General features: G+C 60.2%; 15 protein-coding genes. 7 read left to right on the top strand and 8 right to left on the bottom strand.

Annotation, left to right across the window (positions count from 1 at the left end):
• Positions 1-27: 27 nt before the first annotated feature.
• The gene (locus MF6394_RS22215; protein WP_078467556.1) at positions 28-1,125 is read right to left on the bottom strand and encodes a carboxynorspermidine decarboxylase; all 1,098 of its coding nucleotides are present in this window, start codon (positions 1,123-1,125) and stop codon (positions 28-30) included.
• A gap of 346 nt (positions 1,126-1,471) precedes the next feature.
• On the opposite strand from MF6394_RS22215, the gene metE reads away from it, so the two are divergent.
• Positions 1,472-3,760 (top strand): 5-methyltetrahydropteroyltriglutamate--homocysteine S-methyltransferase, encoded by a 2,289-nt coding sequence (gene metE, locus MF6394_RS22210; protein WP_078467555.1) that lies wholly within the window; start codon positions 1,472-1,474, stop codon positions 3,758-3,760.
• A 129-nt stretch (positions 3,761-3,889) separates the two neighbouring features.
• Here metE and MF6394_RS22205 read toward each other — a convergent pair whose 3' ends face one another.
• Positions 3,890-5,044: a DUF1624 domain-containing protein gene (locus MF6394_RS22205; RefSeq protein WP_078467554.1), complete on the bottom strand. Its 1,155-nt coding sequence runs from the start codon at positions 5,042-5,044 to the stop codon at positions 3,890-3,892.
• Positions 5,045-5,106: 62 nt separating this feature from the next.
• Between MF6394_RS22205 and MF6394_RS22200 the strand changes: the two genes are divergently transcribed.
• Together MF6394_RS22200 and MF6394_RS22195 are read left to right on the top strand one after the other, a co-directional pair.
• Positions 5,107-5,649, top strand: a complete 543-nt coding sequence (locus tag MF6394_RS22200; protein ID WP_078467553.1) for a DUF924 family protein — start codon at positions 5,107-5,109, stop codon at positions 5,647-5,649.
• Between the two features lie 248 nt (positions 5,650-5,897).
• Positions 5,898-7,013, top strand: a complete 1,116-nt coding sequence (locus tag MF6394_RS22195; protein WP_032900697.1) for an MFS transporter — start codon at positions 5,898-5,900, stop codon at positions 7,011-7,013.
• Positions 7,014-7,024: 11 nt separating this feature from the next.
• Here the strand turns inward: MF6394_RS22195 and MF6394_RS22190 are convergent, their stop codons facing one another.
• Positions 7,025-8,464: a hypothetical protein gene (locus MF6394_RS22190; RefSeq protein ID WP_078467552.1), complete on the bottom strand. Its 1,440-nt coding sequence runs from the start codon at positions 8,462-8,464 to the stop codon at positions 7,025-7,027.
• Positions 8,465-8,610: 146 nt separating this feature from the next.
• Here MF6394_RS22190 and yfcF point away from each other — a divergent pair, with 146 nt between their 5' ends.
• Entirely contained in the window at positions 8,611-9,243 is a 633-nt protein-coding gene (gene yfcF / locus MF6394_RS22185; RefSeq protein ID WP_044274110.1) for a glutathione transferase, read from the top strand.
• Here yfcF and MF6394_RS22180 read toward each other — a convergent pair.
• The gene (locus MF6394_RS22180; RefSeq protein WP_044274108.1) at positions 9,223-9,489 is read right to left on the bottom strand and encodes a hypothetical protein; all 267 of its coding nucleotides are present in this window, start codon (positions 9,487-9,489) and stop codon (positions 9,223-9,225) included. The genes yfcF and MF6394_RS22180 overlap by 21 nt on opposite strands.
• Positions 9,490-9,627: 138 nt before the next feature.
• Between MF6394_RS22180 and MF6394_RS22175 the strand changes: the two genes are divergently transcribed.
• Positions 9,628-10,272 (top strand): ATPase, encoded by a 645-nt coding sequence (locus MF6394_RS22175; RefSeq protein ID WP_069558370.1) that lies wholly within the window; start codon positions 9,628-9,630, stop codon positions 10,270-10,272.
• Positions 10,273-10,317: 45 nt separating this feature from the next.
• Positions 10,318-10,659, top strand: coding sequence for a hypothetical protein (locus MF6394_RS22170; protein ID WP_032896991.1), 342 nt, complete (start codon positions 10,318-10,320; stop codon positions 10,657-10,659).
• Between the two features lie 145 nt (positions 10,660-10,804).
• Here the strand turns inward: MF6394_RS22170 and MF6394_RS22165 are convergent, their stop codons facing one another.
• Positions 10,805-11,551: a creatininase family protein gene (locus tag MF6394_RS22165; RefSeq protein ID WP_044274105.1), complete on the bottom strand. Its 747-nt coding sequence runs from the start codon at positions 11,549-11,551 to the stop codon at positions 10,805-10,807.
• A gap of 30 nt (positions 11,552-11,581) precedes the next feature.
• Positions 11,582-12,310 carry a murein L,D-transpeptidase catalytic domain family protein gene (locus tag MF6394_RS22160; RefSeq protein ID WP_032896994.1) on the bottom strand — a complete coding sequence of 243 codons (729 nt, stop codon included), beginning with the start codon at positions 12,308-12,310 and terminating at the stop codon, positions 11,582-11,584.
• A 39-nt stretch (positions 12,311-12,349) separates the two neighbouring features.
• On the opposite strand from MF6394_RS22160, the gene MF6394_RS22155 reads away from it, so the two are divergent.
• Positions 12,350-13,951 (top strand): L,D-transpeptidase family protein, encoded by a 1,602-nt coding sequence (locus MF6394_RS22155; RefSeq protein WP_047711020.1) that lies wholly within the window; start codon positions 12,350-12,352, stop codon positions 13,949-13,951.
• A 134-nt stretch (positions 13,952-14,085) separates the two neighbouring features.
• On the opposite strand, the gene MF6394_RS22150 is transcribed toward MF6394_RS22155, so the two are convergent.
• Positions 14,086-15,477, bottom strand: a complete 1,392-nt coding sequence (locus MF6394_RS22150) for a sensor histidine kinase (RefSeq protein ID WP_032896996.1) — start codon at positions 15,475-15,477, stop codon at positions 14,086-14,088.
• Positions 15,455-16,138, bottom strand: coding sequence for a response regulator transcription factor (locus MF6394_RS22145; protein ID WP_003191687.1), 684 nt, complete (start codon positions 16,136-16,138; stop codon positions 15,455-15,457). The genes MF6394_RS22150 and MF6394_RS22145 overlap by 23 nt, the downstream gene beginning before the upstream one ends.
• Positions 16,139-16,434 lie beyond the last annotated feature (296 nt).

Genomic DNA, 16,434 nt, shown 5'->3' with positions numbered 1-16,434 from the left:
TGCTTTATCTCTCCTTTATCCGCCAGCTCAGGACAGGCTGGACAGGTAGTCGTCGTAACCAAATTCACGAACCACCTCGACTGTACCGTCGAGTTGTTTCACTACGATGGACGGCATTTTCAGGCCGTTGAACCAGTTTTTCTTGACCATGGTGTAGCCTGCGGTGTCGATGAACGACAGCCGATCGCCGATGGCCAGCGGACGATCAAATTGATACTCGCCGAAGATGTCTCCAGCCAGGCAGGATTTGCCGCACACCATGTAGGTGTGTTCACCCTCGCTCGGCGCCAGTTTGGCGTTGAGGCGGTAGATCAGCAGGTCCAGCAGGTGGGCTTCGATGGAGCTGTCTACCACGGCGAGATTCTTGCCGTTGTAGAGGGTGTCGAACACGGTGACTTCCAGGGAGGCGCTGTTGGTGATCGCTGCTTCGCCGGGTTCCAGGTAGACCTGCACGCCGTACTTCTCGGAGAAGGCTTTGAGCCGTGCGCAGAACGCGTCCAACGCATAGCCTTCACCGGTGAAATGGATGCCGCCGCCGAGGCTGACCCACTTGACCTTGTGCAACAGCGCACCGAAGCGTTCTTCGATGGTGCCGAGCATCTTGTCGAACAGGCTGAAGTCGCCGTTCTCGCAGTTGTTGTGGAACATGAAGCCGGAGATCTGATCGATCACGCCATCGATTTTCACCGGGTCCCATTCGCCCAGGCGGCTGAACGGGCGCGCCGGGTCGGCCAGCAGGTAGTCAGAGCTGCTCACCTGCGGATTCACACGCAGGCCGCGGGTCTTGCCTTCGCTGCGTTCGGCAAAACGCTGCAGTTGGCTGATGGAGTTGAAGATGATCTTGTCGCAGTTCTCCAGCATCTCTTCGATTTCATCGTCGGCCCAGGCCACGCTGTAGGCGTGCGCTTCACCTTCGAACTTCTGGCGACCGAGCTTGAGTTCATACAGCGACGACGAGGTGGTGCCGTCCATGTATTGCTGCATCAAGTCGAACACCGACCAGGTGGCAAAGCACTTGAGCGCCAGCAGAGCCTTGGCGCCAGACTGCTCGCGCACGTAGGCAATCTTCTGCATGTTGACCAGAAGCTTCTGTTTATCGATGAGGTAGTACGGCGTTTTGATCATTTTTGAGAGCCTGCGGCGGTGCCTGCCAAAAAAGGACACGCATTGTGCCCGCACTTGGAACAGATCGAAAGGTTAGCCGGCGGATTTTGCGCGCCACGTTAAGCATAGGGCGTAAGTATGACCGTTCATAAGAATCACCCCGCCCAAACTGTGGGAGCGCTCGAGCCTAAGCGAGGCCGCGATGACGGCCGCCCTGGCAACACAAACCCCCACAGTAGCGCCGCCAATATCATGCCTACCTAAACATGAGCAAATCTTGTGATGATCTAGAACAGAATGAGTTTGTCTCAAGACACCCCTCTGCCGACAATGACCGCCATCAATCAGACCATTGGAGTTGTAAGTCATGGCAGTCGCTCATTCCCTCGGGTTTCCACGCATTGGACGCGATCGTGAACTGAAAAAAGCGCAGGAAGCGTTCTGGAAGGGTGAGCTCGACGAAGCCGGCCTGCGCGCTGTTGGCCGTGATTTGCGCAGCACCCACTGGGCGCTGCAAGAGCAAGCCGGCATCGAACTGTTGCCGGTGGGTGATTTTGCCTGGTACGACCAGGTGCTGACCCACTCGCTGATGTTCGGCGTGGTCCCTGAGCGGTTCCGCCCGGCCGATGGCCAGGCCACTCTGCATACCTTGTTCGCCATGGCCCGTGGCGTCAGTGACAGCTGCTGCGGCGGTGCCCATGCCCAGGAGATGACCAAGTGGTTCGATACCAACTATCACTATCTGGTGCCGGAGTTCAACGTCGATCAGCAGTTCCACCTGGCGTGGGATCAACTGTTCGAAGAGGTCCAGGAAGCGCTCGACCTGGGGCACCGCGTCAAGCCGGTGGTGATCGGCCCGCTGACCTACTTGTGGCTGGGCAAGGCCAAGGGCGCTGACTTCGACAAGCTCGACCTGCTCGAACGACTGCTGCCGCTGTATGGCCAGATCTTCCAGCGCCTGGCCGAATTGGGCGTGGAGTGGGTGCAGATCGACGAGCCGATCCTGGCGCTTGATCTGCCCCAGGAGTGGAAGAACGCTTTTGAGCGCGCCTATAACCTGATCCAGCGCGACCCGCTGAAAAAATTGGTGGCCACTTACTTCGGCGGCCTGGAAGAAAACCTCGGCCTGGCCGCCAACCTGCCGGTGGATGGCTTGCATATCGACCTGGTGCGTGCACCGGACCAGTACCCGACGATCCTCGACCGCCTGCCAGCGTACAAGGTGCTGTCCCTGGGTGTGGTCAACGGCCGAAACGTGTGGCGCTGCGACCTGGAAAAAGCCCTGGCTACCTTGCAGCATGCCCATGAGAAATTGGGCGATCGCCTGTGGGTCGCGCCGTCCTGCTCGCTGCTGCACAGCCCGGTGGATCTTGAGCGGGAAGATCAGTTGGATGCCGAACTGAAAAGCTGGCTGGCCTTTGCCGTACAAAAGTGCGCGGAAGTGGCGCTACTGGCCAAGGCGGTTGACCAGCCGTCAGCACCTGACGTACTCGCCGCCCTGGCCGAAAGCCGCGCCGTGCAGGGGGCTCGTGCTGCATCGTCACGTATCCATAAACCCGCTGTTCAGGCCCGTGTCGCCGCCATCACTGCCCAGGATAGCCAGCGTCAGTCGCCATTTGCCCAGCGCATCGAAAAACAGCGGGCCGGGCTTAACCTGCCACTGTTCCCGACCACCACCATCGGCTCGTTCCCACAGACCGCTTCGATCCGCCTGGCGCGCCAGTCGTATAAGGCTGGCAAGTTGAGCGAAGCCGAATACATCGAAGCCATGCACAGTGAGATCAAGCATGCGGTTGAGGTGCAGGAAAATCTTGGGCTGGATGTGCTGGTGCATGGTGAAGCCGAGCGTAACGACATGGTCGAGTACTTTGCCGAGCAACTGGATGGCTACGCGTTCACCCGGTTTGGCTGGGTGCAGAGCTATGGTTCGCGCTGTGTGAAACCCGCGGTGATTGCCGGCGACTTGAGCCGCCCGAAAGCCATGACCGTGGAGTGGATTCGCTATGCCCAAGGGCTCACCGACAAAGTGATGAAGGGCATGCTCACAGGCCCGGTGACCATGCTGATGTGGTCGTTTCCACGGGAAGACCTGAGCCGCGAAATGCAGGCCCGGCAACTGGCCCTGGCGATTCGTGACGAAGTGGTGGACCTGGAAGCGGCCGGCATCAAGATCGTGCAGATCGACGAAGCGGCCTTTCGTGAAGGCTTGCCGTTGCGCCAGGCGCAGTGGCAGCACTACCTGGACTGGGCCACCGAAGTGTTCCGCCTGTGCGCCAGTGGCGTGGGCGATGAAACCCAGATCCACACCCACATGTGCTACAGCGAATTCAACGACGTGATCGAGTCCATCGCCGCCATGGATGCCGACGTGATCACCATCGAAACCTCACGCTCGGACATGGAGCTGCTCGACGCGTTCGAAGCCTTCGCCTACCCGAATGAGATCGGCCCGGGGGTCTACGACATCCACTCGCCACGGGTGCCGGATGCCTCGGAAATGGCCAATTTGCTGCGCAAGGCCGCCAAGCGGATTCCGGCAGAGCGTCTATGGGTGAACCCTGATTGCGGCTTGAAGACGCGCGGCTGGCCGGAGACCGAGGCGGCGCTCATTCATATGGTCACCGCCGCTCGCCAACTGCGTGCCGAACTGGCCTGATTCCTGAGCCCGGCGCGGTTAAAACTGTGGGAGCGGGCTTGCTCGCGAAGGCGGTCTTTCAGTCACAGCAGCAGTGGCTGACGCACCGCCTTCGCGAGCAAGCCCGCTCCCACAGTTGCCAGCATCAGGTCAGAGGTATTTGAGCCACGCCAGGTCGCGCCGCCGTGCTTTCAGGCCGGCGAACCAACGCACGGGCAAGTACAGGGCAATCGGCAACAGCAGCGCTGCCAACCACACCGCACCGATACCGTCGAAGCCAAAATAATTGCCATGGTTGAGGCCAAACAGCGCAACGCAGGCGACATAGAGGATTTTCAATACATAGAGGTGCAACAGATAAAAGAACATTGGCGCCGCGCCGAACACCGCCAGCACCCCGATCCAGCGCTTATGCCCGGCGCGTTCAAACGCCAGCAGCAACAGCACGCCAATCCCCAGGGTCAACGCCAGGAACAACAGCGAAGGCGGGTACTTGGTGATGTTGAAAAAGCTCATCAGCGTCAGCACGCCGCTGTCATACACCTGCCAAGGCTGCTCGCCGTAGCCATTAAGCGCGCGCAACAGCCCAAAACCCACCAACGCGCCCACCCCCGCGATCAGCAAATAACGCTGCCGCACAGCCGGCAGCGTGGCATTGGCAAACCATGGCCCGAGGCCGTAGCCCAGGGCAATCACACCGATCCATGGCAGTACCGGGTAGGTGGTGCGCAGGCGCAGGTTGTCAGACACTTCAATCCAGTTGCGTTCATGCAAGATCGTCCACGGCACGTGCCACATCGAACCGGCTGCAAAATGCAGCCCATCCAACAGGTTGTGCCCGGCGATAATCACCAGCGCCACGCCGATCAGCCCGGCGCGCGGCAGCCAGACCAGCGCGGCAAGGGCGATCATGCTGATGCCGATGGCCCAGATCACTTGCATATAGATCACGCTGGGCGGCAGTTGGAAGGTCCACGCGAAGTTGACCAGGGTGAATTCCAGCACCACCAGGAACAGCCCGCGCTTGAACAAAAATGCCGACACGTCGCGACGGCCCTGATATTTCTGGCCATACAGCCACGCCGACAATCCGGTAAGCAGCACAAACACCGGCGCACACAGGTGAGCGAGGGTGCGGCTGAAAAACAACGCTGGCTCGGTGCTGTCAATGCTCATGGGGTCGCTGACCTGGCGGTGCAGCAAGAAGGTTTCCCGCACGTGGTCCAGCAACATGAACAGGATCACCAGGCCGCGCAGGGCATCGATGGACAACAGGCGTTTGCGTAAAGTCATAGCGTCAGTCATAAGTTGAGGATCACACGCAGGCACAATATTGACGTTATTCTATAACATTAAGCGAGGTAAGCATGACTTCACAATCGGCCGAAGCCGTAATCGCGTTCTGGAAACAGGCGGGGCCCAAGCGCTGGTTCGCCAAGGACGAGGCGTTCGATACAGCCTTTCGTGACAGCTTCCACGCCACCCATATGCAGGCGGCGAGGCGTGAACTCGAAGACTGGTTGACCACGGCGGATGGCGCGCTGGCGCTACTGATCCTGCTGGACCAGTACCCGCGCAACGCCTTTCGCGGCACGGCGCACATGTTCGCCACCGACCCGCTGGCCCGGTTGTATGCGCGAAAGATGGTGGACGCGGGGTTGGATCAACAGGTTGAACCTCAGTTGCGTGCGTTCTGCTATTTGCCTTTTGAACATTCGGAAGATCCGCAGGACCAGCAACGGTCTCTGGCCCTGAACCGGCAGTTGGATAACAGCACCTATCACTGGGCCAAGGAGCATGCCGATATCATTGAGCGGTTCGGGCGGTTTCCGCATCGCAATGGGGTGTTGGGGAGGAAGACCACCGCTGCGGAACAGGTTTTTTTGGATGAGGGTGGGTTTGCGGGATAGGTACAGGAGGGGGCGCTTGCTCAAGCGCCTTTAACGGGTCCCCGATGTGTTGCGTTGGCTAGTATGGAGCTAAACCGTAGTCATTGTTACCTGAGGAAATAGCCTACAAAGTTTTGGGGCTAATCCCATACTTTGTCTGCTTGTAAAATGCTCTCGCGTGTTAAAACATCGCTGCCAAATTAACTAAGTTTGGTGGGGGGCACGTGCAGTCGAAGGTAAGGGTGCTGACTTTAGCCTGTAGTACTACCATGATGGCTCAGTTGGGCGTGACGCTTTATTTGCCCGTCACGCCTGATATTGTTGATGCTTTCGGTATGAGTGATGCCGAAGGCTACACTGCCTTACTAATCTATTTAGGCGGTACCGCAGTTCCGTTGGTTTTTGCCGTACAACTTATTCGATTTTTTGGCCGGTCAGTCGTTCTGCTGGGGTTTTGTGGCGTCTTCTTTAGCGGAAGTATTTTATCTATATGGGTCCATGATAATGATGGTTTTTATCTTTCCAGGCTGCTCCAAGGCATTGGCGGTGGTGGAGCAGCCTTAATTGGGCGCGCATTGTTAACCGAGATCTACTCGGGAGCACGCCTGGCGAAGCAGTTGTCTTTTTTATCCTATTCATTTGTTTTTGCCTTGGTGGTAGGACAACTCGCAGGCGGCTTTTTAATTTCTTTTTTTCGCTGGGAAGTAGTGGCAGTAATCATGGCTTTTGGCTCAGTTATAACCCTTGTCCTAGTGCTGCTGGCAGCAGGGGTTTTGTCGGTTCTGGACATGGATAGAACGCGTCGCGTCAGCTGTTCAGGGTATGCAGGCATCATCAGTCGGCCCAGCTTTTATTTGCCGGTCATAGTCGGTGGATGTAGCTATGGGGTGTTTGTCGTGTATCAAGGTGTGGGCGTCTTTGTCTTTGACGTGCTTTTGGGGTGGGGAAGTGTGCAATACGGAATGCTCGGAGTATGGCTAGGGCTCGCCTATTTTTCGGGGGCGCTGACTGTAAGGTATGCATTGAATTTTACGAGTGTTTATGCACTTTCAATCACAGGTAGTAGTGTGTTGGTTGTAGCGACGTCAGTATTTCTATTTACAACTTTTGGATATTTGGATCGCCAATTTACGGTGCTGGCATATTTTGCAGCCTGGTATGCCCAGGCAATGATGTATCCCTGTGTCGCGTCTCTTGCAGTAAAAAAATACCCTGGAATGGAGTCAATGATGCTGTTCAGTTTTTTACAACAGCTGGTAGCCCTGCTGTTCGGAACGTTGGCGTCATTGCTCATTCCTCTTGGCACGCAGGGCGTAGCTTTACTCGCTTTAAGTTTAGGGGTGGGGGCGTTGTTGACGGTTCTCCTGTCAGTGCAAGAGGACTGATAGGAGGACTCTCAGGCTTCTGCCGCCGCCGCCCGCTGCTCTACCTTCGTACGGCGAAACCGCCGTACCCCCTTAAGGTCAATCGCCCACCGCAACGCTTCAGTGGCCGAAGGGCGCGGGCCTTGGGTGATCGCCTGTTCATCCTTGCCCAGTGCACTGAGGTAACCCTGTGTACCGCCTCGTTCGCTCCAGTAATGGGTGTGGCTGAGCCAGGATCTGGCCAGCCAGCCTTTGCCATTGCCCACGGTCACCGGCAAGTCCAGCACGCCGCCGCCCATCACCGGCTTGACCGGGCCGCCGACGATGTCGCCGAATACGCCGAAGGGGGCAGGGAAGTACAGGTTGGTCCAGCGCGTGACGGCAAAGGCTGCGGCGTGGTGCAGGTAGTGCGGGGTGAAGGGCTTTTGGCCGAGCATCAGCGGTTGGCGGGCGTTGTAGCCGTAGCCTTGGGCGTCTGGGGTAGGCGGGCAGGCTGGGGCTTCGCGGCGCTCCATGCGCTGCTGGAAGTCACTGACGCTGCGGCCCAGCAACAGGCTGGCGTGGGCCATCGGGCTGCCGACGGTGACCAGGTCGGTGATGCGCCAGGGGTTGCCCAGGCCGCGCTGTTCAACGAACGCCTCGGCCTGTTGCTGACGAAAATTCAACAGGCTGCCCAGGCTGCCGTCCAGCAAGGCGCCGGCTGCGGGCAGGGCTTCCTTGACCACCGGTTGCAGCGGTTCGCGGTTGGCATAACGGGCCGCCAGCTCACGGTTGCTGGGGTTCAGTTGGGTCAATTGGTCGTGGTATTCATGCCAGAGGTAGCCGACGATGTCGTAGGCAATCACGCTGCCCAAGCTGTGGCCCACGACGATGATGCGCTCGTAGTCACCCTGGTTGTGCAGGGCGCGCAGCAGGTCTACACCATCAGCACGGATCTGCTCGCGCACCATTACGTTCTGCGGGTTGGGGCTTAAGTAGCGCGCGGCGTCTCCCAGGTACGCCAGCGCCGAATAGCGCAGCCCCAGTCCCATGGCCGCGAGCAGCAGGGGGATCAGCGCGAAGGGGTTGTCGTTGGCGGGCAACTGACCCCAGGCTGCGGCCAGTGCGCCGCTGGCAATCAATAGCAGTAATATCAGCACCGTCCAGCGCGTGCTGCGCCAGATCGGCACGATGGCGTCGGGAATGTCGCGCCGCGGGCGCTTGAAGATGTCCCACAGCCAGCCCAGCAGATGGCCGAGCTTGGTGCCCTGCATCTTGTGGGCCCAGTAGTACTCATAGAAATCTGTAGAGGTGCGGCCCGAGGACTTCAGTACGCGCAGGTCGAAGTTGCGCGACAGCCGATCCGGCTTGCTCCAGTACAGAGGTTTGCCATCGGGGGGGGCTGTGGGGATGATCGCTTCGACAAAGCCGCGCAAGGTGTCCATTGGGCGCTGCTCGCCGATGCCGTGGATAACCACAACTGCTTGTTTCATGTGCTGTTCCTTCCTTGAAAATCAGCGGTAGCCATAATATTGCCACTACCCGCGCTATTCCCGCCAGGAATGCCCCCATAAAAACCCTGCATTGTCTTTATCGGCCCGGATCTCGTAGCGTTATTGCTCACCCCAGGAGATTGCCCATGAGCCAAGGCCCGCTGCACCTCTACGTTGATTCGCTGTTTACCAGCCCTTATGCCATGTCGGTGTTTGTCGCCTTGCGCGAAAAAGGCCTGGCGTTCGAGACCCTCACCCTGGACCTCGATGCCGGGCAGAACCAAGCGGCAGATTTCGCCCAACGCTCCCTGACCCAGCGAGTGCCGACCCTGGTAGACGGTGATTTTGCACTGTCGGAATCTTCGGCCATCACCGAGTACCTGGACCAGGCCTACCCCGAGACCAGCGTGTACCCGGCGGATGTACAGCAGCGGGCGAGGGCGCGACAGGTCCAGGCGTGGCTGCGCAGCGACCTGCTGCCGATTCGCCAGGAGCGCTCGACGCTGGTGGTGTTCTGTGGGCAAAAGAGGCCGCCATTGTCAGCAGAGGCTCAAGCCGCCGCGACCAAATTGATCAGCGCCGCGCAAGCCTTGCTGGCGGATAACCGCGAGTACCTGTGCGGCCAGTGGTCGATTGCCGATGTGGACCTGGCGGTGATGCTCAATCGCCTGATCCTCAACGGTGACGCCGTACCCGCGCAGTTGGTGGCCTACGCGCAGCGCCAGTGGCAGCGGCCGTCAGTGCGCGAGTGGGTTGAGCTACGACGGCCCGCGCTCTAGCTGGGGCTGATGCTGGGCAACCCGCCGGTCGAGGTCTTCCCAATCGGCCATGCCCAGCACGCGCATGGTGTTCAAGCCGCGCAAGTAGCCGCGCAGTTGATGGGCGCTGGCGCTGCTTTGCGCGGCGTCGGCGTGTGAGTCCAGCAACACGGTTTCGTACTCGACCAGGTAGTCGGCGACTCGCTCGCGAAACTCTGGCAGTACTGCCTCGCGGATACGATCGAAGATTTTCTGGTAGGGCTTCATGGCGGGGTCCTTATAGATTTTATGGGCGGCCTGACACTATCGGTTCAAATGATAGTCACCATCAAGGATCACAAGTTCTGTTTTTTCGCCAAACGCGCAGAATCTGCACATCGAGACGCAGCCCAAGGAAAATGCGCGATGAGGACGATTATCCAGTTGGCTTTGATGGCCCTGATGCTGGGCACCGCGGTCATGACCACCCCGGCGATGGCCGATGAAGTGCGTACAGGCCATTTGCTGCCACTGGTGGGTAGCGTAGACTCCCTGCAGCGTGGCCAGTCGGTGGGGGTGTTGTTCAGTGAAAACACCCGCGACAACCTCAGCTACCTTGAACGCTACCACGCCATGGCGCTGAACGGCGCCAAGGATGCCCTGGATGGGCGGATTCGCGAGGCGTTCGTCAACAGCTCCGATCCGGAACTGGCGATTGACTGGTTGATGCACTCGTTGCAGGGCACTTTTTTCTCGGTCACGGTTTATAGCAGCCTGGATGCCCTGGTGCAGGCGCACCCGGATGTGGTGGTGGTGCTCGATACCCATAACCAATTGCTGACCCAGCGTAATGACCGGGTCGAAGCACGCTTTGTTGCACGCTTCTTTGATGCGAACCTGCAGTTTATCGCCAAGGCCGAAGGCTCGGTGGACAAGCACGTGCCGTCCGTGTGGGTGCACGACAAGGCGGCCCCGGAGATTGCTGCACTGATCGAGCAACAACGCGATGTACAGCAAGATGCCCTGAAGCAGTTCGATGCGTCGCTCAAGGCCCTGGTTCGCGCAGGTTGACCCGCGAATGGTTGTGAACCCTATTGGTTATTTTCAGGAATGTATATGCGCTCTTTTTTCGCCCCGGCCCTGGCTTGTGCTTCGTTGTTGCTGACCGGCTGTATCACGGCGCCCAATGCCCCATCGCTGACCCTGCAAACCGATAAAACCCCCGACGGCTATGTGCAATGCGTATTGCCCAAGCTGGAAAAGCACGGCATCACTTCGACCGTCACCCAGAACTCGCGCCACGCCAAGGTGCTGTTGACCAGCAAGATTGCCGCCGATGATGTGCTGGAGGCCTACAAGTCCCAGGACGGCACCAAGGTGTTCCTGTACGAGCGCAAGCCGTTGGCTTCGGCGATCAAGCCGTCACGGCTTGAGCAGGCCGCCCAGGATTGCAAATAAACCCAGGCACAACGCAAACCCACCCTGTAGGAGCGAGCTTGCTCGCGAAAAACTCATAGGCGCCGCGTTTATTCAGGGAGCGCGCGTTATGGTTGACGTCTTTCGCGAGCAAGCTCGCTCCTACAGGGTATTGGCCCTATTTGGATCAGGGTTTGGCTTCGTTGCTGAAGCTGTCGACGGTCTTGACCAGCCCTTGCGCCGCCAACGCCACCAACTCACCGCCTTTCTCCACGGTAGCCAACGCCGGGTCCGAGCCCATGCGGCCGTCAGGGAAGCGCGCACGGAAGTCCAGGGCTTCGCGAATCGGGCCGGTATTGGCGATTTGCGGTGAGTACTCGGCAGACTTGATCGAGTCGGGATACGCCCACTGCGTCACGGCAATTTCCGACGGTGTGGCGTGGCTGCCATGCCCGACCGGGAATTGACGCTGGGCCAGGTCCGTGACGCCTTCCAGGTCCCACCAGTTCACCAGCTTCAGCGCGAAACCGGCCGGGCGGCGGGCGAAGCTGGCTTCGGCGTACAGCTCTGAGAACGCCGCTTCAATCGTGGCGATATTGCCGCCGTGGCCGTTGAGGAACAGGATCTTTTCGAAACCATGCCCGGCCAGCGAGCGCACCCAGTCGCCAATCGCGGCGATAAAGGTGGAAGGGCGCAGGGAGATGGTGCCGGGAAAGCCCAGGTGGTGTTGGGCCATGCCGATATTGAAGGTCGGGCCGACGAGGATGTCGGCGTGCTTCTGGGCGTGGTGGGCGATGATCTCCGGGCACATCCAGTCAGTGCCCAGCAGGCCGGTGGGGCCATGTTGCTCGTTGGAGCCGATGGGAATCACCACCGTGCGGCTGCGTTCCAGGAACTGCCCGATTTCGATCCAGGTGGAGGTGTGTAGAAGCATGCGACGCTCTCTTTTATCTATGGGGACAGGCTATCCGCCACGGATTGTACGACTACTCGCCACCTGTTGGGGTTTGCAATTGAGGTAGGTCGATGACTTCAGCCAGCGCTGGTCGGGGTACCACGAAAACATGAACTGCCCGTCCTTGAGCTTGTCCACCACTTGACGGGCAACTTGCGGGCGCACGGCTGGGCAACCCTGGCTGCGGCCGATGCGGCCTTCGCGCTTGCTCCATAAGGGGCTGACGTAGTCGGCGGCATGAATCACGATGGCGCGGTCGCGGGCCTGGTCATTGAAGCCGGGTTCCAGACCGTCCATGCGCAACGAGTAACCATGGGCACCCAGGTAGCTTTCCTGGGTGCGGAACAACCCCAGGCTCGACTGGTGGCTGCCCTCGAGATTGGAGAACTGGGTGGCGAAGTTTTCCCCGGACTTGGCGCCGTGGGCTACCAGGTCGCGCAAAACCAGGGTCTTTTTGCGCAGGTCGAAGATCCACAGGCGACGGGCGGTCGAGGGCTGGGAGTAGTCAATAACCGCTAGGCGATCGGAACGTTCCTCGCCGTTATTGACCGCGCACTGCACGGCGCTCAGGGCGCTTTTGAGGACGGTGGGATTGAGTTCTGGAGCAGAGCGCGCCAGGCTGCTATACAGGGAAGGAGAGGGGCCATTGGCGGCGAGCGCAACATTGCTCAATAAAGCCAGGCACCCGGTGATCAAGCCCAGGCTGGTTAGCCTGCGCCTGCGTATAAAAGTCAGCATCTACAGTCGAGTCCCCGCTGTGGAGTGGAGCTAAGTCAATTGTTCAAAAAACACGCATGTTACTTGAGCATTTGCCTGCTCGTTGCACCATTGGTCGCTACAGCCCAAACGCTGCCGGTTGAACCCTTGCCCGTCACCACCCCCGCGCCGGTCGCGTTGGCGCCGCTGCAACAGGCCTTGGCGCAGTTGACCAGTGTCTGCCCGCAGCTTGCGCCGCGTATCGATGCCGCCGCGTTGGCGCGCCTGCAAGCCTTTTACCAGCAGCAGGGCGATGCCCCGCTATGGGCGGCTGACGAACGCCGGCAAGCCTTGCATGCCCAGTTGCTGATGCTTGCCGACGATGGCCTGGACCCCACCCACTATAGCTTGCCTGCGGCGGATGCAACGGCCAACGTACTGTGCAGCGATATCGCCAACAGCCAGCAGTACCTGCAAGCTCTGCAGGATTTGCACTACGGGCGCCTGCAGCAATCGCGTTTTGAGCCCCTCTGGCATTCCCAGCCACCCAGTGGCGACCCGAATGCCGAGGTACTGGCGTTCGCCGCCACCGGCCTGCACGACATGGCCCAAGCTTTCGACCAGGCGCGGCCCAGCGCCGATTTGTACCGCAGCCTGCGCAATGCCTATGCCGGCGTGCGCCAGCAACCGCTGCCCCAGTGGGACCCGGTCGCTGAGGGCGCGCTGTTGCGCCCGGGGATGAACGACCCCCGCGTGCCGGAGTTGGCGCGGCGCTTGCACAACGGTGGCTACCTGGCCCAGTTGCCCAGCGGCAACGGCAAGCAATATCAGGGCGAACTGGTTAAAGCGGTGAAGGCCTTCCAGCTCAGTCACTCGTTGCAGGCCGACGGCGTGATCGGCGCCGGCACCGTGGCCGAACTCAATATCAGCCCGACGATGCGTCGTGAACAGCTGCGCATCAACCTGGAGCGTTTCCGTTGGCTGGCCCAGGACCTGGAGCCTGAAGGCGTCGTGGTCAATGTGGCCGCCGCGCAGCTGAGCGTGTACCAGAGCGGCATCCCGGTGTGGCAAACCCGCCTGCAAGTAGGCCGTGCCGAACGCCAGACGCCGTTGCTCAAGTCGCGCATCACCCGGCTGACCCTCAACCCCACCTGGACCATCCCGCCGACCATCATGCGCGAGGACAAGTTGCCGGCCATCCGTCTCAACCCTGAATACCTGCGCCAGCAAAACCTGCAAGTGCTCGACGCCGAAGGTCACCCGTTGACCCCCGACCAGGTCGACTGGGCACGCCCGGGCAATATCCTGCTGCGCCAGCAGGCCGGCCCGCGTAACCCATTGGGCAAGATTGTGATGCGCTTTCCCAACCCGTATTCGGTGTACCTGCACGACACCCCCAGCCAACCCTTGTTCACCAAGGGCCCGCGGGCGTTCAGTTCCGGATGCGTGCGGGTCGAGCAACCGTTGTTATTGCGCGACCTGCTGGTAACGCCGGCCGAACGCACCCGCACCGACGAGCTGCTGGCGACCGGCGAAACCCATGAGTTCAGGCTGGCCACGCCGGTACCGGTGCTGTTGGGGTATTGGACCGTGGAAGTGGATCGCCAGGGCGAGTTGGTGTACGCGCCGGATATTTATGCGCGTGACCCGGCGTTGATCAAGGCCATGGGCAGCGTGTTATAGCGCCCATGGTCTTGATACGCATGTAGGAGCGAGCTTGCTCGCGAAAAACGCCAACGATAACGCGCGCTTCCTGAATAAACGCGGCGCCCGTGAGTTTTTCGCGAGCAAGCTCGCTCCTACATTGCGTTAGGGTTCTATTCCGGCATCAGTTGCTGGCGGCATTCGAGTACCAAGCGGGCGCCGCCCAACTCACTGGTGCCGACCTCCAGCTTGAAGCCATGCAAGTTGATGATCGCCGCCACAATCGACAGGCCCAAACCAAACCCGCCTTGCTGATCACTCTCATCGACCCGATAGAAACGCTGGAACACCGACGCGCGCTCGGCGGCTGGAATGCCTGGCCCGGAGTCGAGCACTTCGATGCGCGTACTGCCCAGGTCATTGACCGCCCGCAGGATCACCTTGCCCTTGGGCGGGGTGAACTTGATCGAGTTACTCAGCAGGTTGGCCAGGGCTTCGAATAGCAGCGCACGGTCACCGGTAATCCACGGCAGTGAGTCAGGCGCCTGCAACACCAACTCCAGTTCGCCTTCTTCGGCCAGGGGCAGATAGAAGTCATGCAGCTCGCGCAGCAACGGCAGCGGGTCCAGCACCAGGAAGCCCGAGCGGCGCTGGTGGTCTTCCAGTTCGGAAATGCGCAGCAGCCCGCGAAAGCGCGCCATCAGGGTGTCGGTTTCGGCGATGGCGTCATCGAGTTTTACCGCGTGGGCCGAGTCTTCCTCGGCTTGTTGCTTGATGCGGTAAAGCTGGGCGCGCAAGCGGGTGAGGGGGGTGCGCAGGTCGTGGGCGATGTTGTCGCACACGCCCTTGACCTCGTTCATCAGTTTTTCGATGCGGTCGAGCATCGCGTTGACGATGGCGGCGAGCATGTCTAGCTCGTCGCGCCGGTCGGACAGCGGCAGGCGGTGCGTGAGGTCGCCGGCGACGATGGCCTCGGCGCTGGCCTGGATCCCGCGAATGCGCCGCAACGGGCGACGGCGCAGCAGGTGCCAGCCGGCAGCGCCGGGGATGATGGTCAAGGACAGCGCCCACAGCAGGGCGTGCCAGATAATCCGTGTGACCCCGAACAACGAGCCGTTGGCGCGCACCAACACCAGCCAGCGGCCGTCTTCGGTGTGGGTGGCCACCGCGTCGCAACTGTCCTTGGGCAGTTTGGGGTCATCGGATTGCACGCAATTGGTCAGGGCGTGGATCTTGCCGTCCAGCGGCAGGTCGGGTGGTACGGCGCGGATCGGCCCGCTCAGTGGGCGAAATTGCTCATCGAACAGGCCATAGGCGTCCACGCCCTTCATGTCGAAGGTCATGCTGGTGGTGAGCGCTTCCACCAGCTCTTCTCCGTCAAAACGCTGGAACAGGTGCTGGCGTTGCAGCAGGGAGTGGCGCGACAAGTCGCTGAGGTAGCCCGACACCTCGTAGTACAGCACCCCCATGAGGATGCAGCTCCAGGCCACGAACAACGAACTGTACAGCGCCAGCAAGCGGCTGCTGGAAGAGCGCCAGCCTTTAGAGGGGTTCAGCAATGACATAACCCGAGCCTCGTACCGTGCGGATCAGCGGCGTGAGGCCCGGTGGGTCGATTTTTTTGCGCAGACGGCCAATGTGCACGTCGATCAGGTTGGTGCCGGGGTCGAAGTGATAGCCCCAGACTTCCTCGAAAATCATCATCCGCGACAGGATCTGCCCAGTGTTGCGCATCAGGAATTCAAGCAGTTTGTATTCGGTGGGCAGCAGGGTCAGCGGCTGGTCGGCACGGCTGGCTTCGCGGCTGATCAGGTTCAGTTCCAGGTCGGCCACGCGCAGGGCGGTTTCGAACTCCTGGACCGTGCTTTTGCGCCGCAGCAGCACTTCGACACGGGCGGCCATTTCATCCGAGGCGAACGGTTTGGTCAGGTAGTCATCGCCGCCAGCACGCAGGCCGCGCACGCGCTCGTCGACATCGGAGAGGGCGCTGATCATCAGGATCGGCGTAGACACCCCAATGGTGCGCAACGTGGTGACGATGGCCAGGCCATCGAGTTCGGGCAGCATGCGGTCGAGGGTGATCAGGTCGTAATCACCACTCACAGCGCGGACCAGGCCCTCGCGGCCGTTGTCCACCCAATCTACGTCCAGTCCATGGCTACTCAGCTCGGCGACAATCTCGCGGGCCGTTACGGCGTCATCCTCGATGGTCAAAATGCGGGTCATAGGATTACCTGGTGAGCGTTCACACTAGAAGTGGCGACATTTTGCCAAGAAGTTGCTGAATGTTTCCTAAATAAAACTTCATCTTCCTGAAACTGACACTACATCGAACGCTGTGGCAGCTGGCTTGCCTGCGATGGCGGCCTACCAGCCGACACTTCTCTACCTGACACCCCACAATCAAACTGTGGGAGCGGGCTTGCTCGCGAAGGCGGCCTGGCAGTCAACACAGTTGGATTGTGTGCATATCCATTGCTGCGGTAACGGCTACTTAGGGTTCCGCCCTGACGGCGGGTCAC

This window comes from Pseudomonas sp. MF6394, assembly GCF_002018845.1.
GTDB lineage: Bacteria > Pseudomonadota > Gammaproteobacteria > Pseudomonadales > Pseudomonadaceae > Aquipseudomonas > Aquipseudomonas lactis.
This window is presented reverse-complemented; position numbering and strand designations above follow the sequence as displayed.

Coding starts and splice junctions, on each gene's coding strand:
- MF6394_RS22165 (WP_044274105.1), bottom strand. CDS start 11,551: ATGCTTCTACACACCTCCACCTGGATCGAAATCGGGCAGTTCCTGGAA.
- metE (WP_078467555.1), top strand. CDS start 1,472: ATGGCAGTCGCTCATTCCCTCGGGTTTCCACGCATTGGACGCGATCGT.
- MF6394_RS22205 (WP_078467554.1), bottom strand. CDS start 5,044: ATGACTGACGCTATGACTTTACGCAAACGCCTGTTGTCCATCGATGCC.
- MF6394_RS22170 (WP_032896991.1), top strand. CDS start 10,318: ATGCGCTCTTTTTTCGCCCCGGCCCTGGCTTGTGCTTCGTTGTTGCTG.
- MF6394_RS22145 (WP_003191687.1), bottom strand. CDS start 16,138: ATGACCCGCATTTTGACCATCGAGGATGACGCCGTAACGGCCCGCGAG.
- MF6394_RS22190 (WP_078467552.1), bottom strand. CDS start 8,464: ATGAAACAAGCAGTTGTGGTTATCCACGGCATCGGCGAGCAGCGCCCA.
- yfcF (WP_044274110.1), top strand. CDS start 8,611: ATGAGCCAAGGCCCGCTGCACCTCTACGTTGATTCGCTGTTTACCAGC.
- MF6394_RS22175 (WP_069558370.1), top strand. CDS start 9,628: ATGAGGACGATTATCCAGTTGGCTTTGATGGCCCTGATGCTGGGCACC.
- MF6394_RS22150 (WP_032896996.1), bottom strand. CDS start 15,477: ATGTCATTGCTGAACCCCTCTAAAGGCTGGCGCTCTTCCAGCAGCCGC.
- MF6394_RS22215 (WP_078467556.1), bottom strand. CDS start 1,125: ATGATCAAAACGCCGTACTACCTCATCGATAAACAGAAGCTTCTGGTC.
- MF6394_RS22200 (WP_078467553.1), top strand. CDS start 5,107: ATGACTTCACAATCGGCCGAAGCCGTAATCGCGTTCTGGAAACAGGCG.
- MF6394_RS22180 (WP_044274108.1), bottom strand. CDS start 9,489: ATGAAGCCCTACCAGAAAATCTTCGATCGTATCCGCGAGGCAGTACTG.
- MF6394_RS22160 (WP_032896994.1), bottom strand. CDS start 12,310: ATGCTGACTTTTATACGCAGGCGCAGGCTAACCAGCCTGGGCTTGATC.
- MF6394_RS22195 (WP_032900697.1), top strand. CDS start 5,898: ATGATGGCTCAGTTGGGCGTGACGCTTTATTTGCCCGTCACGCCTGAT.